This is a genomic window from Ruegeria sp. HKCCD4315 (assembly GCF_013112245.1).
In the GTDB taxonomy this organism is placed as follows: domain Bacteria; phylum Pseudomonadota; class Alphaproteobacteria; order Rhodobacterales; family Rhodobacteraceae; genus Ruegeria.
In genome coordinates this window covers 2,495,972-2,520,836 of sequence record NZ_WVRN01000001.1, presented here as the reverse complement: position 1 = coordinate 2,520,836, position 24,865 = coordinate 2,495,972, and the positions used below count along the sequence as shown (strand labels likewise).

The window sequence follows — 24,865 nt, the reverse complement described above, 5'->3', positions numbered from 1 at the left end:
ATTTACGCGCAATTAGACAGGATTTGCACGAATGCCCCGTAAACAGCACAAGACACGCAATGACAGCCTGACCGGCTTACGACAGGCCGCACAGGCCGACGAACCCGCCAGCGTGGCTGTGCCGGATGTGGCCGGATTGGAAGTGTTGAACGATCTGGGCAAGCGTACGTTTGCGAACCTCTATCGATCCGCACCGGACAAATGGACCGAAGCCGATCTGAACATGACCGTTGAACTGGCGTTCGTGACGCAGCAGATGGCCGACAACCGCATCCTGTGCATGATGACACCCGCCATCGTGACGCACGTGAACGGATCGTCAGGACGCAGCCCGATCCACGCACATCAGCAGGAACTAAGCCGACAGATGCAGGCACTGGCCCGCGATCTGGGTTTGCGCACCAAGGATGGTATCGCCTTGGCGGCATCATCGGTCAAAGCACCCGACACAGCCAGCGCCAGCCCCGACACACCCGACAATGTGACCAGCTTCGAAGACTTCCTGAATAACGCGATCAACGGGGGGTAATGTGGTCCACTTACCGTCGGACATCACCGAAAGCGAAATGATCCTAGCCAACGGTGGCAAGCCGCTCGAATGGCCGAACGATCCGTTGCAACGGATCGCCTATGTGCTTTGGCTTCGGTCGAACCTTCAGACCTTCGTTGAACAGGAACGGATGGACCAAGCGTTACTGATTGGATCACACGGCAACCAAGACACCGCCCACAAAGTTCACACGGCTTTGCGCACGCTGGCCAAGATCAACGGCTATCACATCCACCACGGCTGGCCGACCGGGTTGTAAGGCATCATCAAACTGATCAAGACCGACCCGCAAGACTGGCCAGCCACGCCGCAGAAATACGGGTTGATCTGATGACCAAGCGCAAACGTGAGAGACAAGCCAATGCGAAGACATCACCTAAACCACATCAGCGCGGATGGCCGCTCAGAGCGGCGAACCGGTCATCCGACGAAAAGCCTCAGATGACGGCAGTGAGCCCAAAGCGGTCAATTGGTAGAACAGTATCCTTTCCGAAAATCGACTCTAAGCCTCAGGATTCTCCGAAGAACTCCCGAGCTTGGCGAGGTCGTCCCAAACGCCTTCAGGGATGGGCCACTCTGCCCATTCCATTGCCTGTTGAACATGCTGAGGCCATGTCACTCCGCAAACCGTCGAAGTAATGTCGTCGTTTTTTAAAGAGTATTGCAACGCGACCGCTCCGACTGGGACATCGTAGTGCCCGCATACCTCTTCAACAGCACGTATTGGCGCAAGTACTTCATCATCTGCAGGTCGATAGACATAAAAGCGATGGATCGCGCTGCCTCGGGCCAGTGCACCTCCGGAATACGGTGCCGCGTTCAATATCGAAACGCCTCGTGATTTCGCGAGTTTTATTAGAGGTGCCGCGTTATCGTTTACCACAGTATGCCTGTTGTGTGTTAGGACCACGTCAAAATCCCAACTCTCCAAAATTGGCATCATCAAGTCGATACGTCCCGCCGCGATTCCGACCGCCTTGGCCAGACCTTCCTCCTTGATACGGAACAACTCTTCAATCGCGCCACCCCGCCCTTTGACCTCAGATAGGTCACTTGCATATTCGAAATCATGGACGTGGAGTATATCAACGCTGTCGACGCTTAAGGCCGTAAGACTTTCCTCGAATGATCTACGTGCCTGAGAACCATCAAAAGCACCGGTTTCCATGTCCCGGTCGATTTTGGTGGAAAGCACTCGCCCTTCCGGCCAACCACCAAGCTCACGAATGACTTTGCCTATGCGCTCTTCACTTCGTCCCATGGCATAGCAACGGGAAGTGTCCAGGAACGCATTTGGCTGCGAAAGAATTGCCCGAATTGTATCAATCGCGCGGTCTTCCTCAACTTCATACCCATAGATTTCCGGGATACTTCCCAACCCCGTCGATCCAAACCCGATGCGAGGAACCCGTATCCCAGTCTTGCCAATTTCGCGTAGCTCTGCCATGCCACCCCCCCAGTTGGTTCAGGACATTCACAGATGTTGCGCGAGTAGTTTATTGAAAGCAAGTCAGGCTTGTCGCTGGAGTTACTCTCTGGTCTCAACGCAATCGTTCAAGCCTCAAATTCACCAAGCTTTTTCGCGAATGGTAGAAGTGTCCACAATGCAGACATTCACTGAATTCTGCTTAACAGCCAGCTTAGCGCGGCACTGCGAAACGTCTCGGGGCTTTAGTCGAATGCTCTATGGATGTTCTTGTCACTCGTCCACAACACGAAACTCACCAGAAGGCGCGTCAGTTGGTGGTTCTTCAAACTCATTGGAAATCAGACCACGACGGATGAGTTCTCGAATGGCGGCCGCTCTGGATGGCAGTCTGTTCTCGAACCGCCAATCATCTATGGCTTTAAGCTCTTCGAGGTCGAGCATCAGTTGCAGTTTTTCCGTGCGTTTTGGCGGTCGATTTGGATCAGACACTGGCATGACCTCAGTAGCTTACGTCAGTTACTCCAAGCATGTATGCCAATGGGCCTGCGTGTCTACATCAATCTTGGCATGTTGTGCCGGATACCCAGGATCATGAAGCGCCCCATGATGTGTCGGATACCTATATTAAGTATATGATTTTATTTGAAATTTTATGAGTTACTCTTAGGTGTTACTCCACAAGCAACGAAACGGAGTGAAAATGATACAGCAAGTTTTGAAGTCTGAAGTTCAGGAAGAAACGAACGACACAGGCATCGACAAAAACGCCTGGATCGCCAACGCGGTGACGGAAGTACTGGCCGATACCATGGTTCTGATGGTGAAAACACAAGGCACACATTGGAACGTCGTGGGCCCGCTATTCCTGCCGATCCATGAACTAACAGAGCGTCAGTATCGCGACCTGTTCGAAGCTGCGGATGAATTGGCCGAGCGTGTGCGTGCGTTGGGTCAGGTGGCACCGATCTCGTTCACGGACATGGTTAGCCAAGCCAAGCTGACCGAAGAAGAGACGGTTAAAGATGCAGAGGGCATGATCAAACAATTGGTCGCAGACAACGAAGCGATTGCTCGGAACCTGCGTGAGACTGCCGCGACCGCAGCCCGTTATGGCGATGGAGCTACAGAGGATCTGATGAACGCCAGGATGGCGAAGCATGAGGAAGCTGTCTGGATGCTCAAGGCAATTGTTGCGGCCTAATTGGCGGCTCCCCTCGATTTGAACCAAGGTTTGCGAAGAAAGGAAAAACGATGACACGTGTTGGGTACGAGAAAAAGGCACAGCTGCAACTGGATAGTTGGAATGCCCAGATTGATGTTCTCGAAGCCAAGCTGAAGGTGGCCGAAGCGGACGCCAAACTCGAGCTCGAGGAGCAGCTCAGCAAGCTCTACAAGGCAAGATCTGACGCAGAGGCTCAACTGAATGATTTGAAGTCGACTAGCGACGAGGCCTGGGAAGATGTCAAAAAGGGCTACGAGGCTGCATGGAGCGATATGCAGAGTGCTTTGAAAAAAGCAGCCGACCGGTTCTCGTAGAGCTGTGTTTGTGAACAAAGCTCGTGTCGTAAATGGGGACCGGAATGCAAACACCTAGAGAATTAGTGAGGTACTTTCGCGGGTTCCTAACTATCCCTGCCGCCATTAGTCTTTCAGGGCTTTTGGTGGCTGGGATTGTCTTCAAGACGGAGCAAGCGCTCGCGAGTTGGGGTTGGTCCGCTTCCGATTGGCTGAGCGTTTCTAATCGTACTGCGAGCGATGTACTAAGCGCAATCTCGGCAGCATCCATGTCCGCGTTGGTCATGGTCTATTCCATTGTTTTGCTGGTCTACACCTTAGCAGCCGGATCAATTGGGCCCAGGCTCTTGCAGCGCTTTGGCGAAGACAGGGTAAATCAGATTGCAGTTGGCTCACTTGGAGCGACGTTTTTATACAGCTTGTTGGTCTTGTGGCTGATACGCGATGACACATCCGTAAATTTGGCCGTTGCAATTGGAATAGTCTATTCGATCATCTCAGTTCTTTTGCTGTTGCTCTTCGTTCATACAGTATCGACGCGCGTAACCATTGATCAGGAGGCGGCGCGGATTTCGGAAGCCTTGGATCGCCAAGTGAGCACCGCAATCGAAAACAGTGCAGATATCCCATCTTCAGTGGCAGTCCCTGAGGTGGGAGACAAGCGCCAAGTCTTGTCTTCGGGCACTGGATATGTGAACTCCATCAATACCGAAGGTCTGGTGAGTGCGGCCAAGAAGGCAGGAGCAGTCGTCGCTTTTGATGTGCAGCCAGGTGACTTCATGGTTCCAACGGACACTTTGGCCAATGTTTATGGTGATAGTGACGAAAGTCTTAATGATCTGGTGCAAGCGGCAGCTCCGTTAATCTCCGCGCGAGATCCTAATGGCGATATCCGCTTTTCTGTCCATCTTCTCGTTGAAATCGCACTTCGGGCGTTGTCACCGGGTGTCAACGACACGTTTACCGCAATAGTCTGCATCGACCGACTGTCGGCGTCTCTGGCTCGAGCGTGGTCGTCAAAGCTCTGCACGGGTGTGTATCGGGATGATGACGGAAACGTGCGGGTGATTTACCCGTCCATCACGGCTGAGGCACTGTTTCACGACTCGATGCCAGCTCTAAGACGCGCTGCCCGGGGTAATGGCCTCGTAACGGCCGCCCTTATTCGCGCTTTGGTGCGCATCGCAGAGGCAGCTCCAGAAGAAGATTTGCTGGCTGTTGTAGATGAACTATCTGCGGTCAGAGATGAGACCCGAGAAAGCGATATGCTTGAGCGCGATATTGATAAGTTTTGTGGCCAGGTCGAAACCGCAATTGAAGGCTTTTAGTCAACCGTCCTGGACAATTGCAGTCCAGTGCGGCTGGGGGGTGGTTTGTGAGTGGGCCATCCCCCAACTTATGGAAAAGTGCTCTTCGAAAGGTCTTAGTTACATTTCAACGAAAGGTAGTCAGCGAGTGGCGAAACCAAACGGCTACTTTGGCCTGACTGCACTTATCGAAACTCTGTGTTCCATTGCTCTGGCGAGGCAATCTTGTAGCATTTGTTTTGAGAGATATAGCGCCGAACCCGAAGGCACTTGGAGCAATAGTTCAGCTGTGTTCAGCCAAGAAAGCCAGGGCATCCCTCTCAAATCGTGGCCATTCCGGGTCGTTGTCCGGGATGGTATGGTTCGAGCTTTCGTAGGCGATGAATTTCGCGTTGGGTAATCCCTTTGCAAACAATCGTCCTTGTTCGACCGGTTGCATCCTGTCACTGTTCCCATGACAAACAAGGCACGGCACCTCGACCTTGGACAATATCGGTGAGATATCGATGTTATCAATCACGCCGCGATACCGCCCCATGTTTTCGGGTGAAATCATCTTGCGCATGTCTTCGGCATATTGCCGCCGTTCTTCTTGGCTCGCGCCTGGCACGATGATTTGCGCCATCAAATCACGCAGAGACGGATAATCATCGTCCCACCCGGCAGTCATCATTTGCTTAATTGCGTTGGCGCGTTCCACATCTTTTTGCGATGTTCTTTTTGCCCGACCAACGGGGAACCCACCTATCATTACGATCGCAGACACGCGGTCAGGTCGGCGCGCTGCGAAGGCGGCTGCCACTGCGGACCCCTGCGATATCGCAAGTATCGGCGCGCGCCTTATACCCGCTGCGTCGAAAACGGTTTCCAAGTCATCAACGAACCGTTCGAACGTACAAGTTTCGGCGTCCCAGTCGGATAGACCGTTGAGCCTGGCGTCAAAACGAACCAAGCGATGCCTTTGAGCGATGGAAGTGTAAATTGGAGCTTTCCCAGGATTGCGCCAGTCAAGTTCCAAGTGTCCAATCCAACTTGGCGCCTTCACGACTGGAGGACCGTCTCCAACTGAGCTCCAGGCCAGACTAATGTTGTCGTCAGTTTTACAATAACGAATTTCCTGTGTTTTGGCGAAGTTGGCACGCGATTTGGACACACGTTCATCGGTGAAGTTGATCGACAACACTTCGATCGGCTTTTCAATCCCTTTGAACGTGTGTAGCCCTTCTCGGCGCAAACGTTTGGCGTAATCCGCTCCGGCAAGATCACAAAGTACCTTTGAGGCCAAAATGCCCCCGGGGTCTGCTGCCGATTGGAGCCGCGCAGCGATGTTAACGCCGTCTCCGAAGATATCTTCGCCATCGACGGTAACGTCGCCGACATGCAAACCCGCTCTAAGCTGAATACGTTCCGGAACCAAATAGTGATGGTCTGGATCTCTTAGTTCGGTTTGAATCGCAATTGCCGCTTCTAAAGCGTTCCCTGCTGACGGAAATTCAATCAATGCTCCATCGCCCAACAGCTTGACCACCCTGCCAGATTTTTGTTCAACGATCGGCGTAACCAAATCGCGGTACAAGGTGTTCAGTGTTTTGAGAAGTAGCTTGGAGCCGCCCTGCATCATCCGACTGAAGCCGACGACATCGAGAGACACGATTGCAGCAAGGCGACGTTGGCTCATAGTTACTTCTCGCAAGATGGCTCGAAGACACTACCACTTTCATAAATTGTTAGAACCGGCAACTTGCCTAATACCTGTGAACGTGCGGTGGAAAGATCAGTAGCTAAGGTCTCGAATTGTCGGAAGACGTGTGGAGGCGATTATTCAAAAGGTATGCCTATCCGTTTTCGTGGAGAACGGCGGGTTTGTCCGCAAATCGGACGTTTGACAGCAACGCAGCGAACTTTCTGCAGTTCATGTCGTCTTTGTGGCTTTTTTGTCGAATGAGTATGTATCTCTTAGGCACAGAAACTCGCAAGAAGTCTGTCGAACTTACTGCGAGACTCTCATGCGCTATTCTGGTTTCCGAGTAATCAAAGAAGCCTTCGGCGGGCATAAAGGCTGGAAACCTGCCTGGCGGGATCCATCCCCTCAAAAGGACTATGACTTCGTCATCATAGGTGGCGGGGGTCATGGGCTTGCAACAGCCTATTACCTTGCCAAAGAGTTCGGCGAGAGCCGTATTGCGGTGCTCGAAAAGGGTTGGATCGGCGGTGGGAACGTTGGGCGTAACACCACGATGATCCGTTCGAACTACCTGCTAGATGGGAACGAACCTTTCTATGAAATGTCCCTCAAGCTTTGGGAAGGGTTGGAGCAGGATTTCAATTTCAACGCGATGGTATCCCAGCGCGGGCTATTGAATCTTTTGCACTCTGACTCACAGGTCGATGCAGCACGCCGGCGCGGCAATGCAATGATCCTGAATGGGTCCGACGCAGAGCTTTTGACACCTGAAGGTGTGCGCAAGCTGTATCCATTCCTGGATTTTGAAAATCAGCGCTTTCCGATCTATGGCGGTTTGCTTCATCGTCGCGGCGGTACAGTGCGTCACGACGCGGTTGCGTGGGGGTATGCGCGTGGTGCCGATCAGCGTGGCGTCGATATCATCCAGAACTGTGAGGTCACGGGCTTCAAGATTGAAAACGGCAAGGTCCTCGGCGTTGAGACCTCGCGCGGATATATTGGTGCCCGAAAGGTCGGGTGTGTCGTGGCCGGGTCTTCCAGCCGTGTGATGCAGATGGCTGGCATGCGACTTCCGATCGAAAGCCATGTATTGCAGGCCTTTGTTTCGGAAGGTCTGAAGCCGGTCCTGCCTGGCGTTATCACCTTTGGTGTCGGGCATTTCTATGCAACCCAGTCGGATAAGGGTGGCTTGGTGTTTGGCGGAGATCTTGATGGCTACAACTCTTACGCTCAACGCGGAAATATGCCTATTGTAGAGCATGTTGCCGCAATCGGCGCGTCCTTGTTCCCGGCACTCAGCCGAGTGAGGATGCTTCGGTCATGGGGTGGCATCATGGACATGTCAATGGACGGGTCGCCGTTCATTGATCGCACTCCCATAGACGGCCTCTACTTCAATGGTGGCTGGTGCTACGGCGGTTTCAAAGCAACCCCTGCATCGGGTATGTGCTTTGCGCATCTTCTCAGTACCGGCAGACCACATGCGAATGCACAAGCTTATCGTTTGGATCGCTTCATGAGCGGCCGGATGATAGATGAGGCGGGCCAGGGCGCCCAACCAAACTTGCACTGACGGGGGGCGTATCATGATTATAAATCATCCGCTTTTGGGGCCGCGGGATTCTCAGGAATTCACCTATCTGGGCGATGCGAGTCTGTTGGATCGTCCGGATTGGCAGGACGAGAGTGCTCTGCAGAAATTCCACGACTATCTTTATCTGCGTGACAATCCGGCCGGCGAGCACAGAGAGTTGTGGTATCACGAAGCCGGGGATCGTTCGTGGCTGGTGGTGACGCGCAACACACTTACCCACGAAATCTCCAAGGTCGAGCTGGCGCAGGACGTCGCTGTTCGGAAAGATCACAAGAAATGACTCAGTTGAATCGTTTGAACGGTGGCCTGATTAGTCGCGGCAGCCCCCTGAACTTCACCTTTGATGGAAAAGAGTACGCCGGATACCAAGGAGATACCCTTGCGTCCGCACTTTTGGCCAATGGCGTCCGGCTCATGGGACGATCGTTCAAGTATCACCGGCCTCGCGGTGTTATTGCGTCTGGGTCTGAAGAGCCGAACGCTTTGGTCGAACTCCGCACTCGGGGACGGCAGGAACCGAATACACGTGCAACTGTTACCGAGCTGTTTGGCGGCCTTTCCGCCCGTTCGCAGAACCGATTTCCGTCATTGAAGCATGACTTTATGGCGATCAATGATCGGCTTAGCAATTTTCTGTCGGCAGGTTTCTATTACAAGACATTCATGTGGCCGGCCCCCTTGTGGGAAAAGCTTTACGAGCCGATCATCCGCAAAGCCGCAGGTCTCGGGAGCGTGTCGCTTGATCCTGACCCGGATACGTATGAGCATGGTTATCTGCACTGCGATTTGCTGATTATTGGGTCGGGCCCTGCGGGTCTGGCGGCGGCGCTGACAGCTGCGCGCGCGGGCGCGCGCGTGGTTCTTGTGGAAGAAGATTTTGAGATGGGAGGGCGACTGATTGCTGAAAGTTCTTCTTTCGTCAACCAGTCCGGCGCCGAATGGGTCGCCGGGGTTCTGGAAGAACTGGGTGCCCTGCCAAACGTGCGTTTGATGAAGCGTGCAACCGTTCACGGTGCTTATGACCATGGTACCTATGGCGTTGTCGAGCGTGTGGCAGACCATTTGGCAGAACCACCCGCCGGGACACCCCGGCAAATCCACTGGCGCATCTATGCCCGAAAGGCGGTGCTATGTGCGGGTGCAACAGAGCGACCCATTGCGTTCGAAAACAATGATCGACCAGGGATTATGCTGGCTGGTGCGGTGCGGGCCTACGTCAACCGATGGGCTGCTGCACCGGCTCAAACCGTTGCGGTTTTTACCAATAATGACGATGGCCACCGCACGGCAAAAGACCTGCTTGCCAAAGGTGTCAATGTTTCAGCAGTTATCGATGTGCGTCACGACGCGCCCGATGTGGATGGTGCCGAACTGTTCAAGGGGGCTCAGGTCGTCGACAGCACGGGCAAGTTGGGGCTCGAAAGTGTCAAACTGCGCCTATCCAACGGTGAAACCAGAACCATCGACTGTGGCGCTCTGGCTGTGTCAGGAGGGTGGAACCCTAACGTTCATCTGACCTGTCATCAACGCGGCCGACCTATATGGGATGACGAAATAGCCGCCTTCGTACCCGATACAAAGTTGCCGGTTGGGTTGTCGGTGGCGGGTGCAGCCAATGGTGTCTTCTCGACCGCTGCTGCGCTGGAAACTGGTAAGAAAACCGCGCAGAAAGTGCTTTTAGATCTTGATATTCAGGCACCCACGATTGCTCTGCCCGAGGCCGAGGATTCGGTCATGAACCTCAAGCCCTTCTGGTTTGTCAAAGAGGGGCGTGGACGGGCATGGCTAGATTATCAGAATGATGTGACAGTCAAGGATGTGCGACTGGCGCATCAGGAAGGTTACAAATCCCCTGAGCATCTGAAACGCTACACCACCCTTGGTATGGCGACGGATCAAGGGAAAACGGCCAATGTTCTAGGGCTGGCGGTTATGTCAGAGATGACCGGGGCGTCGATCCCGGAAACTGGGACAACGATCTTCCGTCCGCCTTATACGCCAATCGCTCTTGGCACATTGGCCGGAAGCACAACAGGCAGGCATCTGGCGCCAACGCGCAAAACACCTAGTCATGTCTGGGCGCAAGAGCTTGGTGCCGAGTTTGTTGAGGCCGGAAATTGGCTGCGCGCGCGTTGGTTCAAGAAGCCCGGCGAAAAGACCTGGCACGAAACTGTGAACCGGGAAGTCACGACCGTCCGATCTCGGGTAGGTCTCTGCGATGTTTCGACCCTTGGCAAGATTGACGTGCAGGGTACCGACGCCGCAGAGTTCTTGAACAAAGTATACGCAAACGCATTCGCCAAACTGCCGGTAGGTAAGACGCGCTATGGCTTGATGTTGCGCGAAGATGGTATCGTCTATGACGACGGCACAGCCGCGCGACTTGCAGAGGATCATTTTGTCGTAACGACAACCACGGCAAATGCTGTGCTTGTATACCGAAACATGGAATTTGCCCGGCAATGCCTGTGGCCGGAACTGGATGTGCAGCTCATTTCGACCACGGAAGCCTGGGCTCAATACGCCGTCGCTGGTCCCCGGTCACGTGATCTGTTGCGAAAGATCGTGGATGCCGAGTTTGATATTTCGAATGAAGCATTTCCGTTCATGGCATGTGGCGAAATTACGGTGTGCGGCGGTTTCAAGGCCCGTTTGTTCCGGATCTCGTTCAGCGGCGAGCTGGCTTATGAAATTGCGGTTCCCCGCCGATATGGTGACGCGCTGATCCGCGCCCTGATGGCCGCCGGAGAAGAGTTTGGCGTTGCACCCTATGGCACCGAGGCGCTTGACGTTCTTCGGATCGAAAAAGGTCATGCCATCGGCAACGAATTGAACGGAACCACTACCGCGCTGAACCTCGGTCTGGGGAAAATGGTGAACAGGAAAAAGGACTGTATAGGCCAGGTTCTAAGTACCCGCGAAGAATTGGCTGACCCTGAAGGGCTGCGATTGGTTGGGTTCAAACCCGTCAATCGCACTGACAATATTGTTGGGGGCGCGCACTTGATGAACAAGGACGAACCGACTGACATCAAAAACGATCAGGGTTACATCACCTCAGCCGGTTTCTCGGCGACCTTGGGGCACTCGATTGCGATCGGGTTCCTGAAAAACGGATCCGGGCGGATCGGTGAGCTGGTTCGGGCAGTAAACCCACTGCAAGATAGCGAAATCGAAGTCGAAGTCGTAAGCGCCCATTTCGTGGATCCAGAAGGAGACCGTCTCCGTGCTTGACCTGAACCCAATCACCCCTTTGGGGGCAACAACTCTGCATCAAGAGCAGTACGAAGGCCTTATGATCGGCGAAGTCTTTGACCGGGCAATGGTATCGATCAGCAGCCGCCATGGCCGAAATCAGGATTTGATGTCGTGCCTGTCCGAAAAGCTGGACCTAAAGTTGCCCGGCGTTTCGGAGTTTATCGAGAATGGGGACTTCGGCGCATTCTGGACTGCCTCGGATCAGTGGATGTTTGACGCACCGCATGATGCAAAAAGTTGCCTTGCCGATAAGATAAAAGAGATTGTCGATGACGCGGCGTCTGTGACAGATCAGACAGATGGCTGGTGTCGCTTCCGGTTAAGTGGCCCACGAAGCGTTGAAATTTTTCAGTTCCTTTGCACTGTTGATGTTTCTGCTTTGGTGCAAGGGCAGGTCGTCAAAACTTTGATTGAGCATACTGGCTGCTTTGTCCTATGTCGCCAAAAAGCAATTGAATATGAAATCATTGGACCTGTTTCAGTGGTCAGTGATGTGCTGCATGCGCTGCAAGCAGCAGCACGGACTTTGAACGCAGTGCACAAAGCTTAGAAGCCGGAAAAATGATTACATCGAGATTTTCCCGGGAGTGGGTGTAAATTTGGAGAATTAGCGATCGCATTGGCGCGCGGGCACTTCTCAGCGGCTTACCAAAAGCTGACTGCTTGCTGGGGGACCGCACTTTGGTAGCGACAAGTTCCGAGACGCCTTGAGAGACAAAAGGTTAAGATAGGGCTGTTCTGGTCGCAGTCCCGAACACCTAAAGGGACGCAACCCGGCGCATGTTTTCGAGCAGCCAAAAGTGGAGCGGACTGTTGGCATTGCGTGCGTGTCGAACAGCTTGCAGTTGAAAACCGCCGACCTCAATCGGCAATGGTCTGTGGACGATATCGAAATGTTGTCCATTGGTTTGGGCGACACGCTCGGGCAGCGTTACGAAAAGATCCGGTTTTTCGATGATCGAGAGCGCCGAAAAAAGCGAGGGAACGACCGTGCGAATATTTCTTTTGTAGCCTTGAATTCGCAACGCTTCGTCCACCCTGTTTCTGATCAGACCGTGGGGCGACACAAGCAGGTGGTCCACTTGCGCCATGTCATCGAGTGTCGGGTTTGCAGTCAAGAGAGGGTGGTCGCGGCGACCAGCCAGAACGTAGTGCTCTGTATAGAGGTCCTCGACAACAAAAGACGCCCCGCTTTTTTGTGGAATATCAAAGTATCCAATGGCGAGGTCGATCCGTCCATGCACAAGAGCGTCGAGCGCCTCGCTATAGACGAATGGATAGGCCTGTACATCAATGTTTGGGCTGAGGTTGCACATTTCGGCAACAAGCTTTGGTATCACACTCGTCAGTTCGTAATCGAACGCGCCGATCCTGAGGTCGGTCGCAGTGGAAAGTGGGTCGAATTTTTCCGGGTCTGTTGGGCCAAGCCACGGGTTCGTGCACGTGAAAGAGGTTGGAACGCCGGTTACGATCTTCGGCCTGTCGATCAAGGACGGTGACCTTGTTCATGCCGACCGGCATGGCGCTCTGGTGATCCCGCCCGAGGTGGTGGACGAGTTTGAACGGGCGATCATCAAGCTGCTTGAAACCGAAAAACTGATCCTGGATCCCGCCCGCGCATCAGGGTTCGATTTCGACGCCTTCGAAAAAGCATGGGCGGCTTTCGAAGCCTCGAGGACTTAGGAGCGCGAGGCCGTTAACTGGAAAAAGGAGACCGGTCGAGCCGAGATATCCTGGAGGCGGTTACGCTCGCCCGGCTTACAAAGTTGAGCGGATGAGCTGAGCGCGGAAATAAGCAACATTGAACGCCAAACCCGGAAGCAGCCATTGAAACAGCTGCACAACAGCCAGAACTTCTGCCGGATCTGCGTCGCGGGCGGCGGCTTCGATCAGGTCTTCGGATGACAAACTGGTAACATTTGGCAAAGCGACAGCCAGTGCAACCGAGCGGCTATGGATTAGCGAAACCGCTGGTTCGTAGGCGGTAGACTGGATCACAGGCTTCAGATCGTGCCATGCCAAATTGAAGTAACTTGGCCAGCGCGCAAATGCCCGATAGTCCGTATTGACGAAGGGCAGCCCCAGTGTTTCACGAATGTCATCATAGAGCGCCGCCGTTTCCGGGTCAGCATGATGCGGTTCCATCAGAACCGGATGTGTCATGTCATCAGCCGGGCGGGGCAGCGTGGAGCCGTGGCCTCGACCAGTCCATTCATGACCTTCTAGCAGCGCCCGGGCCAGTGACGCCAACAGCAAATAGGGCATGTTTCCGGCGGAGAACACCTCGTTGCAGGTAGTGATCTGCGTGACCTCGGTGGTGTCATATCCGATCGCAGCCAGCCGTGCGCTGATCGCAGGTGGCGCAAAAACACCCGCCTGCGCCTCGACGCAGTCGCGGAGCTCGCGGCAAGCATCACCAAAGGCGTTTGTCGCTACGACGGGTTCGATCGAAGACCATAGGCGCTGGTAGAATTCGGGATAGTGGGCAAACGCCATGGCAACGACGCCCATCCACGGTACGCCGAAGCCGCGTTTGGTGCGATCATAAACTCGCGCCAAATCTGCCGTCGCAGCCCGTTCGGGCACCGGACGTATAGGTGGAATGGAGTTCGGTTTCAGTCGTTGCAATTGATCAGGCGTCAACAGTGACACTCTTTGGCAAGCCTTCGCTCCATTTGCGCAATTCGTCGAGGAAACCCAGAGCAGTGCAGCCAAGCTCGGTAATCTCATACTGGACCGATACCGGTGCTGTGTCGAGAACCTGACGCTGGACCAGGCCCTGAGATTCCAATTGACGCAGTCGTTCTGTGATCATCTTTTTGCTGGCGCCGCCGACCATGCGCGCCAAGTCATTGAAGCGAACGGGCTCGTCCTTCAGGTGCCACAGGATAGAGCCGGTCCATTTGCCACCAATAATCCGCATGCCACGTTCAATTGCGCACGGCTCGACACATGCATCATGTGCGGTGCGACGGCCTTTTTCGTCTTGTTCCACGCGTGCTCGCATCTGTCGCCTCCATTTATTTCAACAGTAGGTTACCTAAAGTATACTGGTTGATCTATTGCCCCTACTAACTTAAGTGGCCGCAAACCGCCAGCATGTCAAGTAGTTCAGGGAAGCAGCGATGGAGGGTGTGGAAAGCCCCGGCACCGATGACAATTAAATCGAAGCTTTCGGGCTACAAGCAAATATGTCCCGTGCGGCGCGCGGAAAGATCCCAGAAGAAAGAATGATACCCTCATGGCACTGCAAGACCACCCGATGTGGCGCAAGCCGCAGCATCATCACGACCTCGACCACGCGCATGAACATGTTCACTGGGCCGAGCTATTCTATGACCTGATTCACGTCGTGACCATATTCCTGCTTGGGAACTACCTCTCGCATCACCTGGATTGGCACGGATTCCTGGTGTTTACGGGGGTGTTCATTGCGCTTTGGTACGCGTGGGGCGAGCTTAGCATCTTCAACTCGATCTATGTGAGCACCGATGTCTGGCACCGTGTGATCATGTGCGTGATGATCTGTACGGTGATGTTCATGGCGGCGTCCATTCCAGCCATCGAAGGAAAAGGCTGGACATTCTTCGTACTAGGTTTTGCGGCCAACCGGGCCATGTTGGCGGCGCTGTATTTCAGGGCGCGGCGGGTGAATATTACCGGTCGCTCAATGACGTCCGAGAAAGTCCGTAACTTCTCGTTCTTCGCCATCGTTTTTGCCATCATCGCATTTTTGCCGAAACCGCTGGCCTATTGGGCGTTTGGCATCGCAATGGTGGCAACACAGGCGATCTACATGATCCCGGGCATATCTGTCCTGCGGTTTGAGCGGTTCGCGCCACGACTGGGGCATATGTCCGAGCGTTTTGCACTGCTGACACTGATCGTGCTGGGCGAGGGGTTCTTCAAGCTCGTCGTCACACTGTCGGAAAAGGGCATCTACAAGGTATCCCCGGACGTTCTGGTCAATTTCGTCATCGGTGGAGTGTCGATGTTTGTCATGTGCTGGATCTATTTCGACTTTGCCGGCAATGCCAAGCCGAAGGACAGGAAACCCGCGACCCTGGTGATCTGGTGGTTGGCCCATCTTGTTCTGATGGTATGCGGTGTGTTGGTCGGTGTGGCACTGGCCGCAGAGGTCAAAATCGGATTCTGGGATCCTTATCCGACCGAATACGCCGCCATCGGATGTTTCGGCCTCGCAGGCTATATCGCCATGCTCTGGGTGCTGAGGTCAATCATTGAGCATCGTGTTGCCTCCGACTTCGGACGAGGGGATGTGCGCCTGTTTGGCATTGTGTTGGCAATCGCCTGTTTCTTCATTGTTCCGCACGTCCCGGCTCTGGTGGCCAACCTGATCTGGGGCACGGCGCTGCTGTCGCAGATTGTTGTGCCCGTTTCCCGGGCCTGGCTGACATTCCGCCATGAGTAGCTTTGTACAGGACCTGAAAAGTCTGCGCGCCGGGGTCTATTGGTGGCTGGAGCGTCCCAACCGGGACGCAGACGGCCCCCGGTTTCTGGACATTGCCCTGATCGTCCTGATTACGCTGAATGTCGCGGCGGTCATTCTGGAAACGGTAGATTCCATCTATTTCGAATGGAATGCAGCGTTTGAGCTGTTCGAAAGCTTCTCGCTGACCGTGTTCGTTGTGGAATACGCGGCAAGACTGTGGGCAGCGCCGGAAAATCCTGAATATGAGTCCAGGCTGTCCTGGGCGACGTCTCCATTGGCACTGATCGACCTGCTGGCGATATTGCCCGCTCTGCTGTACCTGTTCATTCCCATCGATCTGCGCATTCTGCGCGCGTTCCGGATGCTGCGCCTGCTCAAGCTTACCCGGTATTCACCCGCGCTTGGCATGTTGCTTGCCGTGTTCGAGGAAGAGGCAGGCGCTTTCTTTGCCGGGTTTTTCATCCTGATGGTAATGCTGATCTTTGCCGCCAGCGGCGCCTGGCTGGCCGAGCACGAAGTTCAGCCCGACGCGTTCGGCTCGATCCCGGCGGCCATGTGGTGGGCGATGGCGACGTTGACAACCGTAGGATATGGCGACGTGACGCCTGTGACGGTGGCCGGAAAGATGTTCGGAGCTGTTATCACGGTCATCGGCATCGGAATGGCTGCCTTGCCTGCCGGTATCATCGCCAGCGGTCTCAACGATCAATTGCACCGTCGGCGTGCCAGTCTGGAGCGCGAATTCCGCAAAGCGTTAGAGGATGGCACGATCTGTGAGGCCGAAGAGGCCGAGATCGAGGCGCTGCGCAAGCAACTGGGCCTGTCACGCCGGGCTGCAGATCAGATCCGGGATCGCATCCACGCTGAAGCTGAGGCCAGACGGGGACATTGCCCTCATTGCGGAAAAGTACTCTCCGAACCTTTGTGAGTGCCACAATTCCCGCCGCTATGACGACGAGGCATATTCGATCATTCCAAAATGCATGGCCTGACCTTTCGTGGCCCAATCATCCAGAACGATATAGGCTCGAAGCGTGTTTTGCGGTCGCCGGCTGCGCCATACGGGCGGTGTGTTCCTGGGGCAGGAATACGTTGGTTTCAGGGGTTTTTCGATCTTTTCAATTCCAACGCTGATTAGCGTGCGGTCCGGGATCATTGAGGTTATTGGCACGGCTCCCTTGCACGCAAGCGAGTGGGTCGCAGGTCCACCCAAGTAGTAGGTTACAAAAAGTATACTAATTGTCTTTTCCTCCACAGTGAGCAAGTTGTCACCTGAACAGCGGAAAGGCCCGCTGAATCACTGAAAACCGCAAGGACGAGACCATGAGCAACATTTTTATTCTGAACGGCCACCAGCCTTATCCCTTCGCCAAGGGCGAGCTGAACGCAGCGCTGATTAACCGGGCAGCCGAGTTCCTGAAAGCCGCCGGACATGACGTGCGTGTGACAAAGATCGCCGAAGGTTATGACGTCGAGCAGGAAATCGCCAACCACCAATGGGCCGACACCGTTATCATGCAGTTCCCGGTAAACTGGATGGGTGTCCCGTGGTCGTTCAAGAAGTACATGGACGAGGTTTACACGGTCGGCATGGATGGTCGTTTGACCAATGGTGATGGCCGCGTGGCTGAAGCCCCGAAAGAAAACTACGGTATGGGCGGCGCCCTGACCGGCACCAACTACATGCTGTCCGTCACGTTGAACGCACCAGCCGAATCTTTCGACAACCCCGCCGAGCCGTTCTTTGAAGGCGCATCGCTGGACGATCTGCTGCGCCCGATGCACTTGAACGCCAAGTTCTTTGGCATGTCGCAGCTGCCGACCTATGGCGCCTTTGATGTGATGAAGAACGCCGATGTAGAATCGGATTTCGCCCGTTTTGACGCGCATCTGGCCCGTGTCTTCGGTGCCAATTCCGTTTCGGAAGTAGCCTGATCGGCGCCTGCGGAAATCATTCCAAAAATGGAGGCTCATGAGATGAGCAACTCTCCCCTGATCACCGAAGGCCAGCGTGCACCGCTGGCCGACGAGGCATCGCCCGACATGTATGAAGAGCTGGTGAACACCGGCATCACGCGTCTGGTCCGCATGAAAATGCCCCCTGGTGCGACGGATGAGCCGCACCGCCACCCCGAGGAAATCGTCTATTTCATCAAGGGCGGCACGCTGTCCATCAAGCTCGAAGACGGTTCGACTGTCGTGAAAGAGGTGGCGGATGGCGATTACATGCATAACGGCCCCTGGACCCATCAGGTCAGCAATGTCGGAACGACTACGGTTGAGGCCGTGCTGTTCGAGCGTCTGGACAATGACGTGGAACTGAAGGACTGAGGCGAGAAACGACAAATGAGCAAAACTATCCTGATTACGGGTGCGGGCACCGGGCTTGGCAAAGGTGCGGCGTTCGAACTGGCGAAACAGGGCCATCGCGTGATCGCGACGACCCACGGCGCGGAAGGGGCGGAAACGCTCAAGGCAGAAGCGGACGCGCTGGGTCTGACGCTGGAAACAGTCAAGCTGGACATTACCAGCGCCGAGGACCGTCAGGCCGCCTTTGACCGCTTCGGTGCCGATGTGGATGTCGTGGTGGCAAACGCCGCCATCGGAGATACCGGACCGATTGCTGAGGTTGACGTGAACCGCATCCGGAACGTGTTCGAAACCAATGTGTTCTCGACCGTCGAATTCGTGCAGCCCTATGCGCAGGCTTTTGCCCGCGGTGGCCGCGGCAAGGTGGTGTTCGTCTCGTCGATCGCCGGGTTCCTGACCTTCCCCTATCTGGCCCCCTATACCGCGTCCAAGCACGCGCTGGAGGCCATCGCGGAACTGATGCGCGAGGAACTGGAACCGATGGGTGTTCAGGTCGCGACCCTCAATCCGGGCGCGTACCGGACCGGGTTCAATGACCGGATGTATGACAAGATGGACGAGTGGTACGATCCGGCGACCAGCATTACGCCGCCGGAAGCGATCCGCAAGGTCCGCGCCCTGTTCGCCGGCGACGAGCTACAGATGGACCCGCAGCCGATGATCGACAAAATGGCCGAGGTCATTGCTGCCGATAACCACAAGTTCCGCACGGTGTTCCCGGAAGAGGCGATCAAGGACGTGCTGGACTACCAGCAGAAACACTGGACGCTGGAAATCTGAACCAACCGGGCCTGCGCGACACCGCGCGGGCCCGAACTTTGCCCCTGAGGAGACAGCCATGAGCCAACCGGACATTCACCTTTACACCGCCGCCACCATGAACGGTTACAAACCGGTCATTTTTCTGGAAGAAGCCGGTGTACCCTATGACCTGACCTTCATTGATTTTTCGAAACAGGAACAGAAGGCCCCCGAGTTCCTCAACCTGAACCCGAACGGCAAGATCCCCACGATCTATGACCGGGCCGAGGGGCGGGCCATTTTCGAATCCGGCGCAATCCTTTGGCATCTGGCCGAGAAATACGGCAAGTTCCTGTCAGACGATCCGCTTACCCGGTCGGAAACGCTGCAATGGCTGTTCTTTCAGGTCGGCCATGTGGGTCCGATGATGGGGCAGGCGATGTACTTCCAGCGTATCGCAGCGCCCAACGGGCATGAGGAGCCGTTCTCGATCAAGCGTTATGTCGACGAATCCCGCCGCCTGATGGAAGTTCTGAACACCCAGTTGGACGGACGTGACTATATCGTAGGCGACTACTCCATCGTCGATATGATGATCTACCCCTGGGCGCGGGCTTACCCCTGGGCACGGGTCGAGGTTGACGATCTGCCGAACCTCAAGGCCTGGTTCGACCGGATCGACGCGCGCCCGGCCGTGCAGAAGGCGCTGACCATCCCCAAGGCGCAGCCGCAATTCTGGGACGAAAACGCAGATGCTGATGCCTTCCTCAAGGAAAACGCCGCGCGCTTCGCCGGCGACGTGAAAAAGGCTTGAGGCGATGACTGTGAAACTTGTCGGTTACCCGGTGTCGCCCTTTGTCCGCAAGGTTCGGGTGGCGCTGGAATTGAAAGGTATCGGGTACGATCTGGACCCGGTCGTCCCCTATACCGAGCGAGAAAAAGTTCTGCCGATCAACCCGGCTGGAACCGTGCCGGTTCTGCTGCCCGCTGAGGGGCAGGCACCCATCACAGAAAGCGCGGACATCGTCGCCTGGGCGGAAGAGACCGTGCCTTTGCCCGGCCTTATCCCACCACAACCAGAACTGCGCCAACGCGCGTTGCAGATTCAGCAATTCGCCGATAGCCAGATGGCGCAGGTCTTTGGCGGTATGATGTTCGGTCAGCGGATCGTGGTGCCTTATTACTTTGGCAAGGACCACGGAAAAGAGGATATGGTCGCTCAGGCCATGACCGACTACGCGCCGCAATTGCTGGACGCCATTGGCAACCTGCTGGGCGATGCCGACTACGCCGCTGGGTCGTTCAGCGTTGCTGACATCGCGATGTCAAGCTGGCTGCGCGGGGCGGAACTGGCCGGGTTCGCGCTGGATGCCGAACGCTGGCCCTCGATTCAACGCTGGCTTAACCGGTGCTTTGCCCAACCGGGATATGCCCGCGTCATCGACAGCGAAGAGGGGACAGAGGTCGTCCGCTGGGCCCGCTCGCGATACGGCGCCACCGTGTGAGGTTGAATTCTTGAAGACCGACCGGCCCGATATTCTGCTTTATACCGCCCCTACGATGAATGGGTGGAAGCCACTGATCTTCCTCCACGAGGCTGATCTGCCCTATGAACTGGTGCCGGTCGATTTTTCGAAAAAGGAACAGAAGGCGCCGGATTATCTGACGCTGAATCCAAACGGTCGCATCCCAACCATCGTTGATCGTGGCAACAACGATTTTGCGGTGTTCGAAAGCGGTGCGATCCTGCTTTATCTGGCCGAGAAATATGACAGGTTCCTGAGCCATGATCCCAAAGAGCGGTCCGAGACGATCCAGTGGCTGATGTTCCAGATGGGCGGCATCGGGCCGATGATGGGGCAGGCGATGTTCTTCCAGCGTATCGCGCGACCCAACGGTCATGACGATCCCTATGCCATCAAGCGCTATGTCGATGAATCCCGCCGCCTGCTCGAGGTGTTGGATTCCCGACTGAACGGGCGTGACTGGCTGGTGGGCGATGCCATGTCCATCGCCGATATTGCGACCTATCCCTGGGCGCGCTCGCATTTCTGGGCCGGGGTTGATGTCGCGGGCCTGGACCATCTGAACGCCTGGTTTGAGCGGATTGATGCACGTCCGGCCACGCAGGCAGCGCTGCAACTGCCGAAACCCAGACCATCCGTCTTTGGCGCAGGCGATACCGAGGCCGCTGCCGCCGAAAATGCCGCTAATTACAAGGAGTAACCCGATGTCCGACCAATCCCAGCCTATTCGCGTTGACATCGTCTCGGACGTTGTCTGCCCATGGTGCGCTATCGGCTATTACCAACTGGCCCGTGCAGTTCAGGAGACCGGCATCGACGTCGATATCCACTGGCACCCGTTCGAGCTGAACCCGCATATGGTGCAGGAAGGTGAGAACTTGCGCGAACACCTTGCCGCGAAATACGGCACCACGCTGGAAGGCTCGATCAAGGCGCGCGCGCGTCTGACTGAGATGGGGGCCGCGCTTGGCTTCACCTTCAACTATGCCGACGACATGCGCATGTACAACACCTTTCGCGCCCATCAGCTGATCGACTGGGCCGAGGAGAAGGGCAAGGCGCATGAGGCCAAGCTGGCGCTGTTCGCCGCTTTCTTCACCCGGCGCGAGAATGTGGCGGATATCGACGTGCTGGTCGAGGTCGCTGGTCAGATTGGGCTGGATCGCGATGCCGCCCGCGCGATGCTGGATAGCGGCGAACGTGGCGAAAAGGTTCGCGAGAAAGAACAGTTCTGGACCAGCCGTGGTGTTCAGGGTGTTCCCGCGATGATCTTTGAACGTCAGCACCTTGTCACCGGCGCGCAGGGTGAAGGGAATTATGCCAATATGCTCAAGCAGCTGAGGACAGTCGTGGCATGATTGAAATCATAGACTATTGCGATCGGGTCGAAGGGCTCTTTGACCCATATCGCGACACTATTGGCGACGATTTTCCGGCATACCGGGGGCATGTGTATCGCGTGATCACCTACGCCATGCATTTTCTTGGAAATGCGGACGTCCATCGCCCCATGGTCGAAACTGCGCTGGTCTATCATGACATCGGGCTCTGGTCTGAGAAGAATCTTGCCTATCTCGATCCTTCCCAGACGCTGGCGCTGCGCGACAACGACAAGCTTGGGCTTGGCCTCGATCCCGAGATTCTGCGTGCCGCAATCCACTGGCACCACAAGATCACACCTTATTCCGGCCCCGGCGCGGATGTCGTGAATGCTGTCCGCAAGGGTGACTGGATAGACGCATCCGGAGGGATGATCCGCAAGGGGCTGAGCAAGGCACAAGTGTCGAGAGTCGAGAACGCGATCCCGGATTATGGTTTTCCGGATGTTCTGCAACGTTTGGCCAAAGACCTTGGAGGCAATCGAATTGCCGGGAATTTGCGGGTGCTCAGGACTGTTTTCAAAATCTGAAACCCAAACCTATCACACACTAACATCGAAGGAGGGGACGATGAGCAAAGCACAAGTGATCCACAAGAAAGGACCGCCCAGCTGTATGCGATGGGAAGACTGGCATGTGCCCGACCCGGCCCCGGGCGAGGTACGCCTGCGCCATACAGCAGTAGGCGTGAACTACGCCGACACTTACCACCGCGCCGGCATCTCTCATCCGTGGCCAGTGCCAGACGAACCGGTGGTGATCGGTTTCGAGGGCGTCGGGATCGTCGAAGGTGTCGGAGAGGGTGTGACCGAGTTCAAGACTGGCGACCGTGTCGCTTATGGCATCCCGCCCCTGGGCAGCTACTCTGAGGTCCGCAACTATCCCGCTGACAAGCTATTGCACCTGCCGGACCGGCTGGACGACAAGCAGGTTGCGGCCTTGCTTATGAAAGGCATGACCGCGCACTACCTGTTGCACCGTACGTATGCGGTGCAGCCCGGCGACACTATTCTCGTTCATGCGGCCGCTGGCGGTATGGGATTGATCCTGTGCCAATGGGCCAAGGCCCTTGGGGCGACCATTGTGGGCACTGTTTCGACACCGGAAAAGGCCGACGTCGCACATGCAGCGGGTTGCGACCACCCGGTCGTGCGCTCAGAGCAGAGCTTTGTAGACGTTGTGCGCGACGTGACTGATGGCGAGGGCTGCGCCGTTGTGTACGAGGCGATCGGCAAAGACACATTGCAGGACTCGCTGGACTCCTTGCGCTTGATGGGCGTCTGCGCTGCCTATGGTCACGTCTCGGGTCCGCCTGATCCCATTGACGTGATCCAGGATCTCGGGCGCCGGGGGTCGTTGTTTATCACGCGCCCGGCAATCATGCATTACGTCGCCAAACGGTCTGACCTCGAATGGACCGCGCGCGATCTGTTCAAGGCTATCGGTGACGGTATTCTGGATGCCAACATCAACTACGAATATGCGCTGAAAGATGCGGTGAAGGCCCATGAAGCCATCGAATCCGGCACAACGCTGGGCGCGACGGTGTTGATCCCATGAGTCTTTCTGGCATCAAGGCTCTGACCTTTGACACCGGCGGCACCGTGCTGGACTGGCACAGCGGTTTCCGTGATGCATTTGCAGCGTCGGGGCAGCGTCATGGGATCGGCCGTGCCTGGGCCGCGCTGGCGAATGACCTTCGTCGCCGGACGATGCAGGCGATGCTTAATCTGGGTGAGAGCGGCCCGCCGGAATATAATTTCGACGACGCGCACCGCTTTTGTTTGGATGCCCTGCTGACCGAAGAAGGGCTGGATGTTTTCGACTCGCAGGACCGGCGCGCGATCTCGTGGGATGCGCCGCATAGCTTTGCCGCCTGGCCGGATGTGCGGCCCGGATTGGCAGCGCTGCGCGAGCGGTTCATAGTGACCTCGTTCACGCTGCTGTCCTATCGGCTGATTATCGACACCTCGCGCAGGAACGGGCTGGTTTGGGACGGGGTCCTGTCCTGCGAAGGGCTTGGCGTCTACAAGCTGCTGCCCGAGGCGTATCGGCGGGCCGCTGAACGTTTGCAACTGCAGCCCGATCAATGCCTGATGGTCGCGTGTCACCCCTATGACCTCGACGCTGCAAGTCAGGTAGGGTTCCGCACGGCGCTGGTTCGGCGACCGCTGGAGTGGGGCAACAAGCCTTCCGAGACGCCGGATCGGGGTGAAACCGGCACTTATGACATCGAAGTGGACAGCTTTACTGAATTGGCCTCTGCCCTTCAGATTTAGGTTGGGCAAAACTGAAGTTCAATTTTCGGTTCAAACCGCGTTCGACAGCCGGAATTTGATTGTTTGAAACACGATCCAGACCATGCTGGCCATAGATGAACCGGAGGCAGCTTAACAGAAGCCTCCGGATTATTTCGTGTCAGATCAACTCGCCTCAGCCCGGGCAGGCCGCGCCGGTTTCGATCCAGTTTACGGCCAGTTCCGAAAACCCTTCCCAGGATCCGGGCGCGGGCTCGCGGCCTTCGCCGGGGGTCCAGGCCCAGCCGACCAGAGTGTCATGCCCCATATGATGCGCGACCTCTTCCAGGGTTCGGCCACCATTGCGTTCGGGGTCTTTCAACTGGGCGCAGATCTCGGGTACGGTCAGGCCGACCCAACCCATGCTCTGCGGGGCCAGTTGCCAGTGACCGTTGCCGGGCACCGAGCCGGTTTCACCCAGAAACGGGCGGTTTTCCTCGCCGTGACAGGTGGTGCAGCGCATTGCGACCACACCGAAATTGTCCTCGGTCCGCGGAATCGGCGGCGAGTGCGGTTTCTGGTTTTCGCCTTGCAGCGGGCCACCGGTGACCGGATGGCAGTTGACGCAGCGCGCATGAGTGATGACCTTGGCCATTTCCTCGAAGATCGCGACCGAGCGGGCTTGCTCGGATTCGATGCTTTCAAAGCTCGCCGCGGTTTTCAGGCCGTTGACTTCCTCGGCCTGCGCCGCGCTACCGGGCAGCAGCCCGGTCAGCGCGATTGCAGCGGTCAGCGCCGTGGCACGAATGTCGAATTTCATAG

At 56.0% G+C, this 24,865-nt stretch carries 28 protein-coding genes and 2 pseudogenes; 23 read left to right on the top strand and 7 right to left on the bottom strand.

What is annotated here, in order from left to right:
* The first annotated feature begins 31 nt into the window (after positions 1 to 31).
* Both GS646_RS12550 and GS646_RS12545 read left to right on the top strand, forming a co-directional pair.
* Positions 32 to 529 carry a hypothetical protein gene (locus GS646_RS12550; RefSeq protein WP_171188251.1) on the top strand — a complete coding sequence of 166 codons (498 nt, stop codon included), beginning with the start codon at positions 32 to 34 and terminating at the stop codon, positions 527 to 529.
* Between the two features lies 1 nt (position 530).
* Positions 531 to 809, top strand: coding sequence for a hypothetical protein (locus GS646_RS12545; RefSeq protein ID WP_171648714.1), 279 nt, complete (start codon positions 531 to 533; stop codon positions 807 to 809).
* Between the two features lie 243 nt (positions 810 to 1,052).
* Here GS646_RS12545 and GS646_RS12540 read toward each other — a convergent pair whose 3' ends face one another.
* Positions 1,053 to 1,997, bottom strand: a complete 945-nt coding sequence (locus tag GS646_RS12540) for an aldo/keto reductase (protein WP_171679257.1) — start codon at positions 1,995 to 1,997, stop codon at positions 1,053 to 1,055.
* 252 nt (positions 1,998 to 2,249) lie between these two features.
* Entirely contained in the window at positions 2,250 to 2,468 is a 219-nt protein-coding gene (locus tag GS646_RS12535) for a hypothetical protein (RefSeq protein WP_170429673.1), read from the bottom strand.
* 211 nt (positions 2,469 to 2,679) lie between these two features.
* On the opposite strand from GS646_RS12535, the gene GS646_RS12530 reads away from it, so the two are divergent.
* From GS646_RS12530 to GS646_RS12520, 3 genes are read left to right on the top strand one after another with little or no spacing between them, the layout of a single operon-like run.
* Positions 2,680 to 3,180 carry a Dps family protein gene (locus GS646_RS12530; RefSeq protein ID WP_170416161.1) on the top strand — a complete coding sequence of 167 codons (501 nt, stop codon included), beginning with the start codon at positions 2,680 to 2,682 and terminating at the stop codon, positions 3,178 to 3,180.
* Between the two features lie 50 nt (positions 3,181 to 3,230).
* The gene (locus GS646_RS12525; RefSeq protein ID WP_170416163.1) at positions 3,231 to 3,515 is read left to right on the top strand and encodes a coiled coil domain-containing protein; all 285 of its coding nucleotides are present in this window, start codon (positions 3,231 to 3,233) and stop codon (positions 3,513 to 3,515) included.
* Between the two features lie 44 nt (positions 3,516 to 3,559).
* Positions 3,560 to 4,822, top strand: coding sequence for a DUF2254 domain-containing protein (locus GS646_RS12520; RefSeq protein ID WP_171185243.1), 1,263 nt, complete (start codon positions 3,560 to 3,562; stop codon positions 4,820 to 4,822).
* A gap of 262 nt (positions 4,823 to 5,084) precedes the next feature.
* On the opposite strand, the gene GS646_RS12515 is transcribed toward GS646_RS12520, so the two are convergent.
* A complete protein-coding gene (locus GS646_RS12515; RefSeq protein WP_171646574.1) occupies positions 5,085 to 6,479 on the bottom strand; it encodes an alpha/beta fold hydrolase in 1,395 nt (464 codons plus the stop codon).
* A 328-nt stretch (positions 6,480 to 6,807) separates the two neighbouring features.
* Here GS646_RS12515 and GS646_RS12510 point away from each other — a divergent pair, with 328 nt between their 5' ends.
* The 5 genes and pseudogenes from GS646_RS12510 to GS646_RS22905 form a co-directional block, all read left to right on the top strand.
* Positions 6,808 to 8,058, top strand: coding sequence for a sarcosine oxidase subunit beta family protein (locus GS646_RS12510; protein ID WP_171185239.1), 1,251 nt, complete (start codon positions 6,808 to 6,810; stop codon positions 8,056 to 8,058).
* 13 nt (positions 8,059 to 8,071) lie between these two features.
* Positions 8,072 to 8,359: a sarcosine oxidase subunit delta gene (locus GS646_RS12505; RefSeq protein ID WP_170815449.1), complete on the top strand. Its 288-nt coding sequence runs from the start codon at positions 8,072 to 8,074 to the stop codon at positions 8,357 to 8,359.
* On the top strand, positions 8,356 to 11,313 hold the full coding sequence (locus GS646_RS12500) for a sarcosine oxidase subunit alpha family protein (protein WP_171646575.1): 2,958 nt from the start codon (positions 8,356 to 8,358) through the stop codon (positions 11,311 to 11,313). The genes GS646_RS12505 and GS646_RS12500 overlap by 4 nt, the downstream gene beginning before the upstream one ends.
* Positions 11,306 to 11,887, top strand: a complete 582-nt coding sequence (locus GS646_RS12495) for a sarcosine oxidase subunit gamma (protein ID WP_171185235.1) — start codon at positions 11,306 to 11,308, stop codon at positions 11,885 to 11,887. The genes GS646_RS12500 and GS646_RS12495 overlap by 8 nt, the downstream gene beginning before the upstream one ends.
* Before the next feature lie 53 nt (positions 11,888 to 11,940).
* Positions 11,941 to 12,065, top strand: a pseudogene (locus GS646_RS22905) (IS5/IS1182 family transposase); the annotation flags it as partial.
* Between the two features lie 30 nt (positions 12,066 to 12,095).
* Here GS646_RS22905 and GS646_RS12490 read toward each other — a convergent pair.
* The gene (locus GS646_RS12490; protein WP_171185234.1) at positions 12,096 to 12,827 is read right to left on the bottom strand and encodes a LysR substrate-binding domain-containing protein; all 732 of its coding nucleotides are present in this window, start codon (positions 12,825 to 12,827) and stop codon (positions 12,096 to 12,098) included.
* Here GS646_RS12490 and GS646_RS12485 point away from each other — a divergent pair.
* Positions 12,745 to 13,020 (top strand): annotated as a pseudogene (locus GS646_RS12485) (RraA family protein); the annotation flags it as partial. The gene GS646_RS12490 and the pseudogene GS646_RS12485 overlap by 83 nt on opposite strands.
* Before the next feature lie 75 nt (positions 13,021 to 13,095).
* Here the strand turns inward: GS646_RS12485 and GS646_RS12480 are convergent.
* Positions 13,096 to 13,980: a halocarboxylic acid dehydrogenase DehI family protein gene (locus tag GS646_RS12480; RefSeq protein WP_171675385.1), complete on the bottom strand. Its 885-nt coding sequence runs from the start codon at positions 13,978 to 13,980 to the stop codon at positions 13,096 to 13,098.
* Positions 13,970 to 14,344: a helix-turn-helix domain-containing protein gene (locus GS646_RS12475; RefSeq protein ID WP_170335162.1), complete on the bottom strand. Its 375-nt coding sequence runs from the start codon at positions 14,342 to 14,344 to the stop codon at positions 13,970 to 13,972. Before GS646_RS12475 ends, GS646_RS12480 begins: the two co-directional genes overlap by 11 nt.
* Positions 14,345 to 14,578: 234 nt before the next feature.
* On the opposite strand from GS646_RS12475, the gene GS646_RS12470 reads away from it, so the two are divergent.
* From GS646_RS12470 to GS646_RS12415, 12 genes are all read left to right on the top strand, one after another.
* The gene (locus GS646_RS12470) at positions 14,579 to 15,769 is read left to right on the top strand and encodes a low temperature requirement protein A (RefSeq protein WP_171185230.1); all 1,191 of its coding nucleotides are present in this window, start codon (positions 14,579 to 14,581) and stop codon (positions 15,767 to 15,769) included.
* Positions 15,762 to 16,718, top strand: coding sequence for an ion transporter (locus tag GS646_RS12465; RefSeq protein ID WP_171185229.1), 957 nt, complete (start codon positions 15,762 to 15,764; stop codon positions 16,716 to 16,718). Before GS646_RS12470 ends, GS646_RS12465 begins: the two co-directional genes overlap by 8 nt.
* A gap of 395 nt (positions 16,719 to 17,113) precedes the next feature.
* Positions 17,114 to 17,725, top strand: coding sequence for an NAD(P)H-dependent oxidoreductase (locus tag GS646_RS12460; RefSeq protein ID WP_171185227.1), 612 nt, complete (start codon positions 17,114 to 17,116; stop codon positions 17,723 to 17,725).
* Between the two features lie 42 nt (positions 17,726 to 17,767).
* A complete protein-coding gene (locus GS646_RS12455) occupies positions 17,768 to 18,121 on the top strand; it encodes a cupin domain-containing protein (protein WP_170525391.1) in 354 nt (117 codons plus the stop codon).
* Positions 18,122 to 18,136: 15 nt separating this feature from the next.
* The gene (locus tag GS646_RS12450) at positions 18,137 to 18,940 is read left to right on the top strand and encodes an SDR family oxidoreductase (RefSeq protein ID WP_171185225.1); all 804 of its coding nucleotides are present in this window, start codon (positions 18,137 to 18,139) and stop codon (positions 18,938 to 18,940) included.
* Positions 18,941 to 18,998: 58 nt separating this feature from the next.
* Positions 18,999 to 19,715 carry a glutathione S-transferase family protein gene (locus GS646_RS12445; protein ID WP_171096362.1) on the top strand — a complete coding sequence of 239 codons (717 nt, stop codon included), beginning with the start codon at positions 18,999 to 19,001 and terminating at the stop codon, positions 19,713 to 19,715.
* A 4-nt stretch (positions 19,716 to 19,719) separates the two neighbouring features.
* A complete protein-coding gene (locus tag GS646_RS12440; RefSeq protein ID WP_171096360.1) occupies positions 19,720 to 20,406 on the top strand; it encodes a glutathione S-transferase family protein in 687 nt (228 codons plus the stop codon).
* A 10-nt stretch (positions 20,407 to 20,416) separates the two neighbouring features.
* Complete coding sequence (locus tag GS646_RS12435) at positions 20,417 to 21,127, top strand: glutathione S-transferase family protein (protein ID WP_256368439.1); 711 nt, start codon at positions 20,417 to 20,419, stop codon at positions 21,125 to 21,127.
* Positions 21,128 to 21,131: 4 nt separating this feature from the next.
* The gene (locus GS646_RS12430) at positions 21,132 to 21,785 is read left to right on the top strand and encodes a DsbA family protein (RefSeq protein WP_171096357.1); all 654 of its coding nucleotides are present in this window, start codon (positions 21,132 to 21,134) and stop codon (positions 21,783 to 21,785) included.
* Positions 21,782 to 22,336 (top strand): phosphohydrolase, encoded by a 555-nt coding sequence (locus GS646_RS12425; protein WP_171096355.1) that lies wholly within the window; start codon positions 21,782 to 21,784, stop codon positions 22,334 to 22,336. The genes GS646_RS12430 and GS646_RS12425 overlap by 4 nt, the downstream gene beginning before the upstream one ends.
* Positions 22,337 to 22,376: 40 nt before the next feature.
* Entirely contained in the window at positions 22,377 to 23,366 is a 990-nt protein-coding gene (locus tag GS646_RS12420; RefSeq protein ID WP_171185221.1) for a quinone oxidoreductase, read from the top strand.
* Positions 23,363 to 24,085, top strand: a complete 723-nt coding sequence (locus GS646_RS12415; RefSeq protein ID WP_171096351.1) for an HAD family hydrolase — start codon at positions 23,363 to 23,365, stop codon at positions 24,083 to 24,085. The genes GS646_RS12420 and GS646_RS12415 overlap by 4 nt, the downstream gene beginning before the upstream one ends.
* Positions 24,086 to 24,239: 154 nt before the next feature.
* Here GS646_RS12415 and GS646_RS12410 read toward each other — a convergent pair whose 3' ends face one another.
* Entirely contained in the window at positions 24,240 to 24,863 is a 624-nt protein-coding gene (locus GS646_RS12410; RefSeq protein ID WP_171096349.1) for an Isoquinoline 1-oxidoreductase subunit, read from the bottom strand.
* Between the last annotated feature and the right edge of the window lie 2 nt (positions 24,864 to 24,865).

Coding starts and splice junctions, on each gene's coding strand:
- GS646_RS12550 (WP_171188251.1), top strand. CDS start 32: ATGCCCCGTAAACAGCACAAGACACGCAATGACAGCCTGACCGGCTTA.
- GS646_RS12540 (WP_171679257.1), bottom strand. CDS start 1,997: ATGGCAGAGCTACGCGAAATTGGCAAGACTGGGATACGGGTTCCTCGC.
- GS646_RS12530 (WP_170416161.1), top strand. CDS start 2,680: ATGATACAGCAAGTTTTGAAGTCTGAAGTTCAGGAAGAAACGAACGAC.
- GS646_RS12525 (WP_170416163.1), top strand. CDS start 3,231: ATGACACGTGTTGGGTACGAGAAAAAGGCACAGCTGCAACTGGATAGT.
- GS646_RS12520 (WP_171185243.1), top strand. CDS start 3,560: ATGCAAACACCTAGAGAATTAGTGAGGTACTTTCGCGGGTTCCTAACT.
- GS646_RS12515 (WP_171646574.1), bottom strand. CDS start 6,479: ATGAGCCAACGTCGCCTTGCTGCAATCGTGTCTCTCGATGTCGTCGGC.
- GS646_RS12510 (WP_171185239.1), top strand. CDS start 6,808: ATGCGCTATTCTGGTTTCCGAGTAATCAAAGAAGCCTTCGGCGGGCAT.
- GS646_RS12505 (WP_170815449.1), top strand. CDS start 8,072: ATGATTATAAATCATCCGCTTTTGGGGCCGCGGGATTCTCAGGAATTC.
- GS646_RS12500 (WP_171646575.1), top strand. CDS start 8,356: ATGACTCAGTTGAATCGTTTGAACGGTGGCCTGATTAGTCGCGGCAGC.
- GS646_RS12475 (WP_170335162.1), bottom strand. CDS start 14,344: ATGCGAGCACGCGTGGAACAAGACGAAAAAGGCCGTCGCACCGCACAT.
- GS646_RS12470 (WP_171185230.1), top strand. CDS start 14,579: ATGGCACTGCAAGACCACCCGATGTGGCGCAAGCCGCAGCATCATCAC.
- GS646_RS12465 (WP_171185229.1), top strand. CDS start 15,762: ATGAGTAGCTTTGTACAGGACCTGAAAAGTCTGCGCGCCGGGGTCTAT.
- GS646_RS12460 (WP_171185227.1), top strand. CDS start 17,114: ATGAGCAACATTTTTATTCTGAACGGCCACCAGCCTTATCCCTTCGCC.
- GS646_RS12455 (WP_170525391.1), top strand. CDS start 17,768: ATGAGCAACTCTCCCCTGATCACCGAAGGCCAGCGTGCACCGCTGGCC.
- GS646_RS12450 (WP_171185225.1), top strand. CDS start 18,137: ATGAGCAAAACTATCCTGATTACGGGTGCGGGCACCGGGCTTGGCAAA.
- GS646_RS12445 (WP_171096362.1), top strand. CDS start 18,999: ATGAGCCAACCGGACATTCACCTTTACACCGCCGCCACCATGAACGGT.
- GS646_RS12440 (WP_171096360.1), top strand. CDS start 19,720: ATGACTGTGAAACTTGTCGGTTACCCGGTGTCGCCCTTTGTCCGCAAG.
- GS646_RS12430 (WP_171096357.1), top strand. CDS start 21,132: ATGTCCGACCAATCCCAGCCTATTCGCGTTGACATCGTCTCGGACGTT.
- GS646_RS12425 (WP_171096355.1), top strand. CDS start 21,782: ATGATTGAAATCATAGACTATTGCGATCGGGTCGAAGGGCTCTTTGAC.
- GS646_RS12420 (WP_171185221.1), top strand. CDS start 22,377: ATGAGCAAAGCACAAGTGATCCACAAGAAAGGACCGCCCAGCTGTATG.
- GS646_RS12415 (WP_171096351.1), top strand. CDS start 23,363: ATGAGTCTTTCTGGCATCAAGGCTCTGACCTTTGACACCGGCGGCACC.
- GS646_RS12410 (WP_171096349.1), bottom strand. CDS start 24,863: ATGAAATTCGACATTCGTGCCACGGCGCTGACCGCTGCAATCGCGCTG.